Annotated in this window: 9 protein-coding genes; 3 read left to right on the top strand and 6 right to left on the bottom strand. The window is 67.3% G+C overall.

All coding sequences use genetic code 11. The features are described 5' to 3' along the window. Positions 1-19: 19 nt before the first annotated feature. From HMPREF3113_RS12695 to HMPREF3113_RS12685, 3 genes are read right to left on the bottom strand one after another with little or no spacing between them, the layout of a single operon-like run. The gene (locus HMPREF3113_RS12695) at positions 20-2044 is read right to left on the bottom strand and encodes a serine hydrolase domain-containing protein (protein ID WP_175440358.1); all 2025 of its coding nucleotides are present in this window, start codon (positions 2042-2044) and stop codon (positions 20-22) included. Beyond that, positions 2041-3039 (bottom strand): dipeptide epimerase, encoded by a 999-nt coding sequence (locus HMPREF3113_RS12690; RefSeq protein ID WP_070473097.1) that lies wholly within the window; start codon positions 3037-3039, stop codon positions 2041-2043. The genes HMPREF3113_RS12695 and HMPREF3113_RS12690 overlap by 4 nt, the downstream gene beginning before the upstream one ends. A gap of 34 nt (positions 3040-3073) precedes the next feature. Then, the gene (locus HMPREF3113_RS12685; RefSeq protein WP_175440357.1) at positions 3074-4948 is read right to left on the bottom strand and encodes a serine hydrolase domain-containing protein; all 1875 of its coding nucleotides are present in this window, start codon (positions 4946-4948) and stop codon (positions 3074-3076) included. A gap of 432 nt (positions 4949-5380) precedes the next feature. On the opposite strand from HMPREF3113_RS12685, the gene HMPREF3113_RS12680 reads away from it, so the two are divergent. Beyond that, a complete protein-coding gene (locus tag HMPREF3113_RS12680; RefSeq protein ID WP_070473091.1) occupies positions 5381-6016 on the top strand; it encodes a helix-turn-helix domain-containing protein in 636 nt (211 codons plus the stop codon). 13 nt (positions 6017-6029) lie between these two features. On the opposite strand, the gene HMPREF3113_RS12675 is transcribed toward HMPREF3113_RS12680, so the two are convergent. After that, the gene (locus tag HMPREF3113_RS12675) at positions 6030-9149 is read right to left on the bottom strand and encodes a discoidin domain-containing protein (protein ID WP_070473088.1); all 3120 of its coding nucleotides are present in this window, start codon (positions 9147-9149) and stop codon (positions 6030-6032) included. A gap of 268 nt (positions 9150-9417) precedes the next feature. On the opposite strand from HMPREF3113_RS12675, the gene HMPREF3113_RS12670 reads away from it, so the two are divergent. Then, entirely contained in the window at positions 9418-10446 is a 1029-nt protein-coding gene (locus HMPREF3113_RS12670) for a phosphotransferase enzyme family protein (protein WP_070473085.1), read from the top strand. Positions 10447-10455: 9 nt separating this feature from the next. Here HMPREF3113_RS12670 and HMPREF3113_RS12665 read toward each other — a convergent pair whose 3' ends face one another. Then, positions 10456-11763: a type II toxin-antitoxin system HipA family toxin gene (locus tag HMPREF3113_RS12665; RefSeq protein WP_070473080.1), complete on the bottom strand. Its 1308-nt coding sequence runs from the start codon at positions 11761-11763 to the stop codon at positions 10456-10458. Next, positions 11760-12110, bottom strand: coding sequence for a helix-turn-helix domain-containing protein (locus HMPREF3113_RS12660; protein WP_070473076.1), 351 nt, complete (start codon positions 12108-12110; stop codon positions 11760-11762). Before HMPREF3113_RS12660 ends, HMPREF3113_RS12665 begins: the two co-directional genes overlap by 4 nt. A gap of 329 nt (positions 12111-12439) precedes the next feature. Between HMPREF3113_RS12660 and HMPREF3113_RS12655 the strand changes: the two genes are divergently transcribed. After that, positions 12440-13606: a nucleotide sugar dehydrogenase gene (locus HMPREF3113_RS12655; protein ID WP_070473073.1), complete on the top strand. Its 1167-nt coding sequence runs from the start codon at positions 12440-12442 to the stop codon at positions 13604-13606. Positions 13607-13613 lie beyond the last annotated feature (7 nt).

Here is a 13613-nt window from a genome sequence, read left to right as displayed (position 1 = left end):
CGGGCGGGGCGTCCGGCGGTCAGAGTTGCAGGCCGGTACTGATCAGGCGCTGGGTGATGGCGACGAACGCGACCACCAGGCCTGCCAGTGCGACCACCCAGGCGCCGTAACGACGCACGCGCGGCCAGCTGGCCGGCGCGCGGACCGCCACCCAGACCAGTGCGATGGCGGCGATGACGCTGAGCCACGACAGCGCCTGGACCAGGATCAACGGCCCGTTGGTGTACGAGGAGATCGCGCCCGGGCCAGCGATCGATTTCACGTACAGCGCCCAGGCGATCACGGTGCCCAGCTGCGTGGTGAGCGCCAGCGTCTGCAACCAGCGCAGGCCACGGCCTTCGACCGGTGCGATGGCGCGGTAGTAACGGCGCACGAACACGCCGCCGATGCGCAGGACGGCCGACAGTGTCAGCAACCCCAGTGCGACGAACAGCGCAGGGCGCAGCCACGCCGGCGAACGCCAGCCCGGAATCGGCTCGAAGCCGAACACCGAGGCGAACGGACCGCCGGAGAAGTACACCGGGCGGCCATCCTTGACCTTCACTTCCAGCAGGCCACGCCCGTTTTCCTGCTGCCACAGCCACGGTGACACCTCGCGCCAGCGCAGCAGCTGGCCGTTCAGGCCCTTCTGGCCGTCAACGGTGATCGTGCCGTCCTCCTGCAGGTGCACGCGGGTCGGTGCGAACAGCGACAGCATGCGCAGATAGGAACTGTCCGAACGGCGCGTGCTCTGCCAGTTCACCCCGGCCAGCGCAGCGGCATGCTCGCGGGCAGTGGCGGCATCCACGCCCGGGCCGGCGCGTTCGATCGGCAGGGTCGGCAGGAAGTTCTCGACGAAGCGCTCCCACACCTGGGCGCGCAGGGCAGAACCGGCGGCATCACGGCCCACACTGTTGGTGGAAACGAAGACGCCGATGTTGCGTTCCGGAATCATCCACAGCCACGAGTAGAAGAACAGCATCGTGCCGCCGTGCGAGCGCGTGTCGTAGCCCCCGGTGTCCGAGGCCATCCAGCCCAGGGTCATGCGCGGCAGGTGCGGCAGGATCGCGGCCTGCGGGGTCAGCATCTGTGCGTTGGTCTCGGCCCGCATGATGCGCTGGCCGTCGAGTTCGCCGTGGTTGAGCGTGGCCATCATGAAACGTGACATCGCCGAACCGGAGGCGTACAGACCGCCCACGCCCGGCGCGGTGTTCTTCTCGGCCGGGTAGGTTTTGCCCGAACCCAGCAGATACCCCTTGGCGGCGTGCGGCAGCAGCTCGGCCGGCAGCTTCTGTTCGAAGCTTGCGTACTGCATGTCCAGCGGCTGCAGGATGTGCTGCCTGGCGTAATCCTCGAAGCGCTGGCCGCTGACGCGCTCGACGATGTACGAGGCGATACCCGTGGCGTAGTTCGAGTACGCCGGTGTGGTGCCGGGTGCGGAGATCTGGTTGGGCACCCAGTCCTTGAGGTAGTTGTCGCGGTTGGCCGGATGGTCCGGACCCAGCACGATCAGGTAGCGCATGCGCTCTTCCAGACCGCTGGTGTGGGTCATGATCTGGCGCAGCGTGATCGGCTCACCCTTGGCCGGGACCTTGATGTCCAGGTAGGTGTTGATGTCGGCATCCAGGTCCAGTTTGCCCTGTTCAACCAGCTGCATCACCGAGGTCCAGACGAACAGCTTGGAGATCGAGCCCGGGCGGATCAGCGTGGTTTTGGGATCCACCGGCGTGCGTTTTTCGACATCGGAGAAACCGAAGCCGCGCTCGGTGACGACCCTGCCGTTCTCGACCACGGTGACCACGGCGCCGGCGAGGTCGCCCTGGGCCATCAGGTAGGGCACCAGGCCATCGAGGAAGGTATCGACCCGGGCCGCATCCAGCGTGCCGGTCGGCGCCGACGCGGGCGTGATGGTGTCAGGCGATTCGGTGGTCGCGGGCACCGGTGCAGCAGCAGGCGTCGGCGCCTGCGCATGCAGCGGCGAGAACGCTGCGGTCGATGCCAGCAGCATGCCGGAGATCAACGTGCGCCATTGGGTCGCGCGCGGACGATGCGATGTCGTGTTCATGCGTGCACTCCCTTGCCCCATACGGCGTCGTCGCAGTGCACCAGGCCCTCGTCGTAGCGCAGGCCCGGCACCCGGTCATCGCTCAGGAACAACGGACCATCCAGATCGACCACGTCGCAGTGCTGGCCCACGATGAAGGCCGGGCCCATCGCCCAGCTGCTGCCGATCATGTTGCCGACCATCACCTGCATGCCCAGGGCACGCGCCTTGCCGACCATCGCCAGGCCTTCGGTCAGTCCGCCGGCCTTGTCGAGCTTGATGTTGATCACGTCGAACAGACCCGCCAGCGCCTCGATTTCCGATGCGTCCTGCACGCTCTCATCGGCCGCGAACGGCAGCGGCCGCGCAAAGCCCTTGAGTTCGGCCTCGCGCCCGCGCTGCAGCGGCTGTTCCAGCAGCTTGATGTCGTTCTCCAGCAGCACCGGGATCAGGGCATCGAGCGCATCCACGGTATAGCCCTGGTTGGCATCCACGCCCATCCAGACATCCGGGCGCACCTTGCGCACCGCGCGCACGCGTTCGACATCGATATCCAGATCGCCGCTGAGCTTGAGCTTGAGCGCCTTGGCGGGTGCATAGCGGCCGGTGGCGATCGATTGCATCGTCGCCGGGTCATCGGCGCCCAGGGTCCACGTGGTCAGCAATGGACGCGTCTGCGAAAGACCGGCCAGGGCCCAGGCAGGTTTGCCGGTGCGGCTCGCTTCCAGGTCCCACAGTGCGCAGTCCAGTGCATTGCGCGCGCCGCCGCGCGGCAGCAGCTGCTGCAGCTCGGCACGGGTGATGCCGGCTTCGATCCGCGCACGCAGCAGCTCCAGCGTGGCCAGCATCTGCTCGGGGGTGTCATCGAAGTAGTACACGCCGCTGGCTTCGCCACGGCCGCGATGGCCGCCGTCTTCCAGTTCCACGCGCAGTACCGGCGCGTGCTCGAACACGTAGCCGCTGATCCGGAACGGGGCCAGCAACGCAAGCGAGTCGATCTGCAGGGTCAATTTCACAGGATGTCTCCAGCCCCGTGGTCGGGGCTACGGGTCAGTAGTTGAGTGCGAAGTCGGCCAGGCCCATCAGGACCAGGGCATAGGCGAGCACGCAGGCCGAGATCAGCAGCAGCGCCGCCCACAGGCGCGCCAGCCAGCCGCGTCCGGCGCGGAAGGTCTGCACCAGGTTCCAGGCGGTGGATCCGATCCCGCCGATGATCGCGATCACCGAGGCGATGCCGAGCCCGATCACCGCCGGATCGAGACGATCATCCAGTCGCGCGAAGTCCGCCGAAGCCCAGGCCATTACCGCCATCGCCACGGCGGGTACCAGCAGCATGAACCAGCACGCTGCGCGGCTGAGGCGGTAGGCCAGCAGCGTCCTGCGCGGCCAGCCCAGCCCGCGGCCGTGGCGACGCCGCACCCACGCGGCGATCGGCCATGCCAGCGCGGAGAGTGCCAACACCGCGACGGCCGCGGTCAGCACCGGCTTGAGCCACACGGCGGAGCGATAGCCTTCCGCGCGCAGGAACACGTTGAACGGGGAGGACGAGTCCACCGCGAAGCCGACCGGCTTGCCGTCCTTGAGGATGGCGGCAAGGCGAAGCTCGCTGTTGTTCGCCTGCCACAGCCACGGTGCGATCGGCTTGAAGGTGGTGGGCTGGCCATTTGGCTGCTTCATGCGCGGCAGGCGCAGGCTGCCATCGTCGAGGGCCTCCAGGCGCGTCTGGGTAAGGATGCCGGTACGGCCGATACCGGTTTCGGCGCGGCGTGAATCGAGGTAGCTCGGCCCGGCCAGCTGGCGCGCCTGGTCCCTGGCGAGCGCGGCGTCGACCACCGGTGCCGCGGCCACGGCGGGCGCCGGGAAGTAACGGTCGGCGAAGTTCTCCAGCAGCTCCCGCCGGATCTGGCCGGTGATGCCATTGGCGCCGGCGCTGTTGAGGGTGATGAACAGGCCGACATCGTGGTCGCGGAACAGGAACAGCTGCGAGTGGAACGAGTACGTGTCGCCGGCATGGGAGACCACGCGCTGGCCGTTGACATCGATCTCGTAGAACCCGAGCGCCATGGTGTTCAGCGGCGGTGCGAAGCGCGTCTGCGGGGTCAGCATCAGCTGGCTGGTGGCCGCTTTCAGAATGGCCGTGTCGTGCCCGCCCGCCGCGTTCAGATGCGCGATCATGAAACGCGCCATGTCGCTGGCGGTGGCCGACAGCGCACCGGCCGGGGCCGACGGGGTGACTTCGAACTCGCGCGGCTTGCCCGATCCCAGTGCGTAGCCCTTGCTGACCAGCGCACGCAGCGCCGGCGGCAGGGGCTGGCGGAAGCTGGCGTGCTGCATCTGCAGCGGGGCGAAGATGTGCTGTTGAACGTATTCGGCGAACGGCTGGCCGGACACGCGCTCGACGATGTAGCCGGCCAGGCTGGTGCCGTAGTTCGAATACGCCGGCACGGTGCCCGGCGCGAAGATCTGCGCCGGGATGCGGCGCTTGAGATACGGCCCCAGTTCGACGCCCCCGGCCTCGGCCACCGCCTCGGTGGTCCACATGTACTTGATGTTGGCTTCGAAGCCGCCGGTGTGCGTCATCAGCTGCCGCAGCGTGATCGGCAGGCCGCGTTCGGGCACCTTGAAATCCAGGTACCGGTTGATGTCCGCGTCCAGGTCCAGCTTGCCGGCTTCCACCAGCTGCATGACCGCGGTCCAGGTCATCAGCTTGGAGACCGATGCCATCCGGAACAGCGTGCGGTCCGGATCCACCGGGGTCTGCTTCTCCACGTCGGAGACGCCGTAACCGCGACGGACCAGGATCCGTCCGTCCTTGACCACCGTCACCGCGGCGCCGGCGATATCGCCACGCGCGATGGCGTAGGGCACGAAGCCGTCCAGCCAGGTGGTCGCATCATCGGCAGTCAGCCCGGGAACGGAATCCACGCCGGGCGCGGGGGCGTCCTGGGGTGGGGAGGGTGGCCGCTGTGCCTCGGCCTGGAACGACAGCAACAGCCCACAACACAACGCGACAAGTCCTGACAACGCACGCATGTGACGATCCCCTCTGGAACTGGAAGACGCGGCACCCCGGAGCGAATCATCGGAGGGCCAAAAACCATCTCAATCAGACAACAATATTCCTGATTAGAGAATTGTCAAATGCGCGTGATCGTCGCCGGATCATGCGCGACGGGGCAAATGTGACGTCTGGGTGTCCTGAACGCGCTATTCCGCGCTAATTGGGAACGTTTTCAGGTCAGTGGAGGCGGCGATCGGAGACGAACGCGACAAGAAACCATCCTGATCAGGATGGCATTCATCTGTACGTAGTATCGTATCCACAACTTCACCAGCAATAGCCCAAAGGTCCTGTCGATGAGCCCGAAAAGCCCGACGCTCGGAACCCTGCTGCGCGGCCTGCGCACGCGCCAGGGGTGGACGCTCAAGGAAATGAGCGAACACACCGAAATCCCCCTGTCCACGTTGTCGAAGATCGAACACGACCGCCTGACGTTGACCTACGACAAGCTGCAGCATCTGGCGCAGCGTTTGAACCTGCGCATGTCCGAGCTGTTCTCCGAGCCGGATTTGGACAGCGCGCCCAAGCCGGTCACCGCCCGCCGCAGCCTCGGCTCGCTGGACAAGGCGCTGCGCGTGCAGACCGACAACTACGATTACTACTATCTGTGCACGGAACTGCGCCGCAAGCGGATGATCCCGATCCTCACCAAGGTGCGCGCCAAGACCACAGCCGAGTTCGGCGAACTGGTCCGCCACCCGGGCGAGGAGTACGTGCACGTGATGGAAGGCCGCATCCAGGTCCACACCGAGTTCTACGATCCGGTGGTGCTGGAGACTGGGCAGGGCATCTACATCGACAGCCAGATGGGCCACGCCTACATCGTCGATACCGGCTGCGAGGAAGCGGTGCTGCTGGCCGTCTGTGCCAGCGCGGATGAGGATCTGATGGAATCGCTGATCACCCTGCATGAGCAGGAGGGCGGGGTCTGACCCGTCCCCAGCCTCACCAGGTCGCCTCCAGGCGGCGGAACGGCTGGTTGAGCCGTACCCCGCGTGCGTCGTAGTCAGTGAGCGTGCGGCCATCCACCCGTACGGTGGCGGGGCGCGTGCGGCTCGGCCACCAGACCCGCACCGCGGTGTCCTTGCGCAGTCCCGTGCCCAGCGTGACCTGAAGCGTTCCCTGATGCTGCCGTGCCTGCAGGGCCAGGGTGCCATGGGCGGTCGGCAGCCGGTCCACGGCCAGCCCGTCACCGGCCAGCCACGAGGGCGGGGTGCCCGGCAGCAGGGACAGCGCGTCATCGTCCTCGCGCATCAGCATCCCGAACAGGGTGCGGCCGTACTCGGCGCCGATCCAGGTGTGTGGCATGTCGCCGAGGTAGCGCGGGAAACGAAGCCGCGAGTGCACCACCTCGGCCAGCACCTGCCACTCCAGCGGCCGGCGGTCGTGCAGCAGCCCCTGCAGCAGTTCATCGGCGGCCTCGGGCTGGTCCAGGTGCACGTAGCTCAGCACGTTGCGGATTTCATACGGCGTGTAGGCGTATAGCGCGCCCGGTTCGCTGCGCTTGCGCACGTCCTGCAGATACCGTGCGAACGTCGTGCGCAGTGCGTCCGCCGGCAGGACATCCTGGGCGCCGGTGGGATCCAGCGCGATCGACACGCCGGTGGGGTCGCCATCACCCAGGTCGGCCGAGGAGGGAATGAAGTCGATACCCTTCCACGCCATCGTCGCGCGGATCGACGCGGCCAGTGCGTCGTGCAGGGCGGTGTACTGCTGGCGCGCCCATGCTGCGGTTTCGTGATCGCCCAGCGACTCGGCCAACCACGCACCGTCATGCCAGCCCTTCAGGCCCCAGTAGTCATCCCAGTAGCTGTGCGTGGGCGACGGGTAGCCTTCGTGGCTGATCGACGGCGCCAGGATCCCGGCGAAGCGTTCGGGCGAGGGCTGGTTGGCCATGTAGCCCGGCACCAGCGTGCGCTCGCGCAGTTCCTGCAGGAAGCGCATCGCCGCTTTCACCTTGGGCAGGTAGGCACGCACCGATTCCGGGCCGCCATCGAGCCGGGCCACGTCGGCGACCAGGGCGATGTACTGGCCCTGGCTGTCGTACTCGATATCCGAACCGAAGCCGGTGTTGACGCTGCCATCGTCATTGAGGATCGGCGAGACCAGCCCGTTGGCGTGCACGCCATGCTCGCTGTACCAGGCCAGGTAATCGCGCGCCACCTTGGACTCGCCCATGCGCAGCAGCACCGCGGAGGTCGCCATGCCGTCGCGGATGAAGGAGCGGTTGTAGTTGCGCGGGCCAGGCTGCATCGCCGGGCCGGTCTGGTTGATCAACATGTAGGCGGCCTGCGCGCGCAGCATGTCCACCAGCGAGGGGTCGGGCAGGCGCAGGCCGACCTGGCCCAGGCGCGCCTGCCAGTCATCCGAAGCACGTTTGGCCAGGGCGTCGTAGGCGGCATCGGGTGCAGGCGGCAGGCCAGCCAGATCCAGCGCCGGGGCGTCAGGCAGGGCGCCGTCCTTCGCAGAAGGCGCCGTGCCCAGCGGGAACGCGACCACCACCGAACGGCTGTCGCCCGGCGCCAGCTGCATGCGGTAGGTCAGCGCGGCGGCGGCCAGGCCCTCGGCATCGCGTGCCTGCGTAGTGGCAGGCAGCGTGCTGAGGGCGATCGCTGTGGTGATTTCCGTGCGGCCATCCGCGCCGAACGGTGCCGCACCGGCAGCGTCAACGGGCGTCAATGACTGCAGCAGGGCGCGGCCATTGACGCGCACGCGCTGACCCTCGATGGCGACCTCGCGGATCGCCGACAGGCCACCGTTCTGCCACGGTGGATTCATCTGCATCGGCCGCACCGCCAGCGTCAGGGTGCCGCTGACAGGCGCAGTGCCGGTGTTGCGCAGGCGGTGGCGCACGAAGGTCACCGGCTGTCCGTCGAGCTCGACCGCGAACGCTTCGCTCTGCAGTTCAAGCCCCGGTTGTGGCGACCAGGTTGCCGACGGCATCGGCTTCCAGCCATCGCGCAGCGCGTGCCGCACCGGCGCCCCGGCGGCACCTGCGGCGACACCGTCCGCACTGCGCCAGATCGGCTGCACCAGCGGTGCGCCCTTGAAGGCCTCGATGTTGCCGTACTCGTCGAAGATCGATTTCTGCCGGCCGGCATGGATGCCGACCGCGGTCCAATAGGTCTGCTGCAGGTGCAGCGACGCAGGGAACAACGCGCGCTGCGCACCGCTGGCGGCGATCTGATAGCGCTTCATCGGCGTCATCACTGCCTTCGGACCCAGCAGGCGCAGGCGGGCGACCTGCGGCGCGCCGCCGTCCACCGTCAAGCGCAGCGCCGTGGCGGTCACGGCAGCCGGCGCGGCCAACCAGCTTTGCTGCCGGGTACCCGCCTGCGGGTCGTTCGCAAGCTCGACCCAGCGCCCCTGCGCATCACGCGCCTGCAGCCGCGCGGCGCCGTGCGCGCCGGCCCAGTCCACGGCCAGGCCGGTGGTGGAGACCGCACGCGGCAATGCGATGTCAAGCGCGTGCGCACCGTCCTTGCCAGGTGGAACGGCCACCGCACTGCCGCCTTGCCACAGCGCCGCGGCCCGGGTTGCATCCACGCCGGCCACGCGCGCGCTGGTGGTGCTGTCCAGCGGCTCCAGTTCGAAGATCGACACGCCCCAGTCCGAGGTGCGCTCCGGACTGGCCAGGCGCAGGTAACGCGCCTGGCGCGGCGCGAAGTAGAGCGTCTCGATACCGCCGAGTGAATCGCGCATGGTGTAGGCCGGCTGCCACTGCTGCCCATCCAGCGAGGTCTGCAGGGTGTAGCCCTCGGGATTGGACACATCCCAGGTGATCTGCGCGCCGCTGAGCGTGCTCGGTTGGCCCAGGTCCACCTGGAACCAGTGGCCGGGGCTGAAGGCGCCGCCGGTAACCGTGGTCGGGTCGCCGTCGATCAGGTGGCTGACCGCCATCGCCGGCACCTGCTGCGAGGAACTGCTGGCCTGCCAATGGCTGCGCGGCGGCACGGGCTGGGCAGCCGCGGGCAGGCTCAGGGCGAGGGCGGCGAAGAGCAGGGCGCGGGCCATGACGCGGCGCGGCCGGTGCACGGCAATCGAACGGTCAGCATGCAGCCCCATCAACGCGCTCCTGATCTCAAACGACCGCCGACGGCGGGGTGGGGCACACGCTAGCAGGGCCTGTAATCGTTTACATGACGCGTCGCAATATGGCCGGGGCCGTCGCCCTGCCGCCGTCGCGATCCGGTCGCGCAGCCACCGGCGCGCCGGATCGTGGTGGACGCATTCGTGCCTGCTGCATGCGTTGCCGCTTTCGTGATGCACTGCGCTGGGCGATGCATGACGCTTCTGCGATAGTCGCGACATATAAATCACGCGCGTTGGATTGATGCTTCATCCACAAGAGTTGTCCGCAGCGCAGATCAGCCAGGTGCTGGATGAGGTGTTCGGCGTGCGTGCCACCGCGGTGCTGCAACGCGCCGGCGGGGCGGACGCGGGGGCGACGGTGTACCAGGTGGCTGGCCCGGACGGCGCGCGCTGGTGGTTGAAATGCCGCCGCTATGCGGTGGCCCCGGTGGTGTGGACAGTGCTGCACCACCTGCGCGAGCACGCCGGCCTTCGTGAAGTGATCGCGCCGCTGCCCACGCGCGATGGTGCGGCGGCGGCGAGCTGGGCCGGGCTGCAGTGGACGCTGTTTCCGTATGTCGAGGCGTTCTCCGGTTTTGAAGAGGCGCTCTCGCGGGGGCATTGGGAACGGCTCGGACGGGTGCTGCGCCAGGTGCATGAGGCGCGGCTGCCGACCGAGCTCTCCGATCACCTGCGTCGACCGGTGTTCGACGACGACACTGCAGTGGAACGCGTCGGCGCGTGGCTGCAGCGGGCCGATGCGCGGATACCCGTACGCGATGCCCTGGGCGAGGAGTACCTGGCACTGTGGTGCCGCCATCGCCAGCGGATCGAGGCGATCTGGCAGCGCTGTGGCGAGCTGCGGGCGCGGATCGGTGAGGGACGATGTCCGCGCGTGCTGTGTCACGCGGATCTGCACGCGGGCAATGTGCTGGTAGGCCCGGGCGCCAGCGTCTTTCTGATCGACTGGGACGACATGGTGCTGGCGCCGCGCGAGCGTGATCTGATGTTCATCGGCGCAGGCATCGGCGGGCGCTGGGGGCGTGAACAGCCGCCGGGCTTCGCCGAGGGCTACGGTCCGGTCACGGTCGACCCGCTGCGGGTGGCCTACTACCGCCACTGGCGGATCCTGCAGGACCTGCAGGAATTCCATGATCTGCTGCTCGAGCCCGGCGCCACGGCGCGTCCACCTGCACAGCGACGCCAGGCCCTGCGTTACATGGCCGAGCAGTTCGCACCCGGCAACGTCGCCGATTGCGCGGCCCGTGCATGGCAGGCCACACAGGGCTGAGGCCGCCGCTCAGCGGATGTCGGTACGCAGGCTGCCGCGGATCTGATCGCGCCAGACCCCGGCCACGCCGGCGTCGTCGGCAAAGTGTGGCCAACGCAGCACGCTGTGCCGGACCTGTTCAATGATGTCGCGGGCGCGGCGGGCATTGATCGAGGCGGTGGCGGCACATGCGGCCAGGTCGGCCAGGTCGAAACCCTCGCGCTTGCCGTTGATCGACATCTGGTGCCGGGCCGTCCAGTCGCCGTCCGGGTTGTAGGCCCAGGTGATGTCGAAGGCAGGCGACAGCGACCACTGGCCCTGCCGGTCCATCAGGTAGGCGATGTTCTTGACGTGGTCATCCTGGTTGCGGGCGATCACGTTGAACACCATCCGCCGGAACTGTTCCTCCAGCTGCGCCATGGGCAGGCGCAGCTGGCGCATGACCAGCAACGCCTGCTCATAGGAGTACGCATCGGGATCGTTGAAGTCGAAGTGGGCCATCGCCGCCAGCGACTGCATATGGTGCTTGCCACCGGCCTCGGTGCGGTCGAAGCGTTGGGTCATGAAGTGGCGGCGGCCACCTTCCTCCAGCAGCCGGCACTCGCTGATCTGGATGCCCGCATCCCGTGCCATCAGCGCGTACGCGTACTCGACCACGCCGTAACCTTTGGGGTCAGCCAGCTCCTTGTCGCGGTTGTTCTGTACGCCATCGAATTTGAGCAGCCAGTAGCTGAAGCCTGGCGCGGCCGCGGCCTGGCCCGATCGGACTTCACCGGTGCTTTCGTTCCAGGCGATCACGGCTTTGGCCCGTGCGCCACCGGCCGAGGTGCCCACGCGCAGAATGTCGCGCAGCGAATCGGCGCGTTCTTCATCGCCGAAGGAGGCGCGCAGATTGTCGCGGTTGCTCAGGACCTCGGTGGCCAGCGCGACCAGGGCATCGATCTGGATCTTGTGCGCCGTGCGCACGCGCGGACCATGCACGGGCGAGAACTCCAGCGCGCCCATGCCGCGCGTGCCGGTGTAGCACAGCCGCTCCACCGCGTTGAAGCTGTCCGGGGTGCGGCCCTGCGTGGCCAGCCACGCGTTGATCAGGGTATTGCCGTACTTGTCCGGCAAGGCGTCGGCGAGCAGGCCGGGCAGGCCATGGAAGGCTGCGGGGTTGAGCGAGGGGAAGCTGAAGACCCGCTCCGCCGCCAACGGCATGGTCAGAGGGGCGACTTCGATGCTGGAGCGTGCAAACGCCGGGTCGTAGGCAAACTGCGCGATCCGCTCGCCGTCGGCCAGTGTCACCGCGCCGATCCGGCTGCCCCACAAGCGCACCTCGGCCGTGGTACTCATTGCTCATCGCCCCAGGTCCACGGCTTGGCCGGTGCCGACGCGGCCACCCCCGGTCGGGCACGCTGGCGCGGCTGGCCGCGGCGTTCCAGCAGGTCGATCGGATTGGGGCTGTCGCTGGGCAGCAGGGCGTCCAGCGCCTCCAGCCTGCCGAGGGCGCGCAGGTACCGGATCAGGTTGGCCAGTTGCGCGGGCGTACCGTCTTCGAGCCGCTGCACGGTGCGCTTGGAGACGCCGGCCGCATCCGCCAGCTGTTCCTGGGTGAGTCCCTGCGAAAGGCGCATGCGCGCAAGGCGTAGCCCAAGCTCCAGCAGCACCGCCTCGTCGGTCATCAGATGTGTGATCGTCATAAAGTGACCCTCCTGACGCGTTATCATCCTCTATTTGGCTAAGACGTCAAGTATGGCGCTTTGCGGAGCTTAAATGGTGTTTATATAAAGCGCCAAGTATGGCGTTTTATACAGAGATATGCACATAAAGCGTCATAAATGACGCTTAAAGCCAGATATATACACGCGCGTAAGTGGGCCCCGAACCCGTGGCCGGCACGATGAGCATCGGCCAAGCAGCAACATCGCCGCGATCCTGTCGAAATGCGGCCTACCTGCACCGGCGTTCAGTGCACGGCGTTTGCTAAAATTCGCAGTTCACTCTGGACGCTGCAAAAGAAGGACCTTGAATGAAGATTGCCGTCGCCGGTACCGGGTACGTGGGCCTCTCCAACGCGGTGCTGCTCGCACAGCATCACGAGGTGGTGGCGCTGGACATCGATCCGGCCAAAGTGGCGATGATCAATGCCCGCCAGTCGCCCATCGAAGATGTCGAGATCGAAGACTTCCTCGCCAACCGCGCGCTGAACCTGACCGCGACGCTGGATCCGGCGCAGGCCTATGAGGGTGCGGATTTCGTCATCGTCGCCACGCCGACGGATTACGATCCCAAATCGAATTACTTCAACACCGGCTCCGTGGAGGCGGTGATCGGCGATGTGCTGCGGATCAACCCATCTGCCGTCATCGTCATCAAGTCGACCGTGCCGGTCGGCTGCACGAACGCGCTGCGGGCCCGGTTCGGGACCGACACCATCCTGTTCTCGCCGGAATTCCTCCGCGAGGGACGCGCGCTGCATGACAACCTGCACCCGAGCCGGATCATCGTCGGCGAGCGCTCCGAGCGTGCCGCGGTGTTCGCCGAACTGCTGAAGGAAGGCGCGATCAAGAAGGACGTGCCGGTGCTGTTCGCCGACGCCACGGAAGCGGAGGCGATCAAGCTGTTCTCCAACACGTACCTGGCGATGCGGGTGGCCTACTTCAACGAACTGGACACCTACGCCAGTTCGCACGGGCTGGACACCCGCCAGATGATCGAAGGGGTGAGCCTGGATCCGCGCATCGGCGGCCATTACAACAACCCGTCCTTCGGCTACGGCGGCTACTGCCTGCCCAAGGACACGAAGCAGCTGCTGGCCAACTACAGCAAGGTGCCGCAGAACCTGATCCACGCCATCGTCGAGTCCAATCGCACGCGCAAGGATTTCATCGCCGATGACATCGTGGCGCGCAACCCGAAGGTGGTGGGCATCTACCGGCTGGTCATGAAGGCCGGCTCGGACAACTTCCGTGCCTCGGCGGTGCAGGGCGTGATGAAGCGGATCAAGGCGAAGGGCATCGAGGTCATCGTGCACGAGCCGGTGCTCACCGAGCCGACGTTCTACCGCTCGCGCGTGGTGAACGATTTCGCCGCGTTCCTTGCCGAGGCGGACATCATCGTCGCCAACCGGCTGACGCCGGAACTGGCGGACGTCGCGCATAAGGTCTACACCCGCGATCTGTTCGGCTCGGATTGATTCCCGG

The sequence above is a fragment of the Stenotrophomonas sp. HMSC10F06 genome, assembly GCF_001807865.1.
GTDB lineage: Bacteria > Pseudomonadota > Gammaproteobacteria > Xanthomonadales > Xanthomonadaceae > Stenotrophomonas > Stenotrophomonas bentonitica_A.
The sequence above is the reverse complement of the archived record's forward strand: the minus strand, read 5'-3'. Positions and strand labels throughout refer to the sequence as shown.

Excerpts from the sequence above, each read along its gene's own strand:
- HMPREF3113_RS12675 (WP_070473088.1), bottom strand. The coding sequence starts at position 9,149 with ATGGGGCTGCATGCTGACCGTTCGATTGCCGTGCACCGGCCGCGCCGC.
- HMPREF3113_RS12695 (WP_175440358.1), bottom strand. The coding sequence starts at position 2,044 with ATGAACACGACATCGCATCGTCCGCGCGCGACCCAATGGCGCACGTTG.
- HMPREF3113_RS12660 (WP_070473076.1), bottom strand. The coding sequence starts at position 12,110 with ATGACGATCACACATCTGATGACCGACGAGGCGGTGCTGCTGGAGCTT.
- HMPREF3113_RS12665 (WP_070473080.1), bottom strand. The coding sequence starts at position 11,763 with ATGAGTACCACGGCCGAGGTGCGCTTGTGGGGCAGCCGGATCGGCGCG.
- HMPREF3113_RS12655 (WP_070473073.1), top strand. The coding sequence starts at position 12,440 with ATGAAGATTGCCGTCGCCGGTACCGGGTACGTGGGCCTCTCCAACGCG.
- HMPREF3113_RS12670 (WP_070473085.1), top strand. The coding sequence starts at position 9,418 with ATGCTTCATCCACAAGAGTTGTCCGCAGCGCAGATCAGCCAGGTGCTG.
- HMPREF3113_RS12680 (WP_070473091.1), top strand. The coding sequence starts at position 5,381 with ATGAGCCCGAAAAGCCCGACGCTCGGAACCCTGCTGCGCGGCCTGCGC.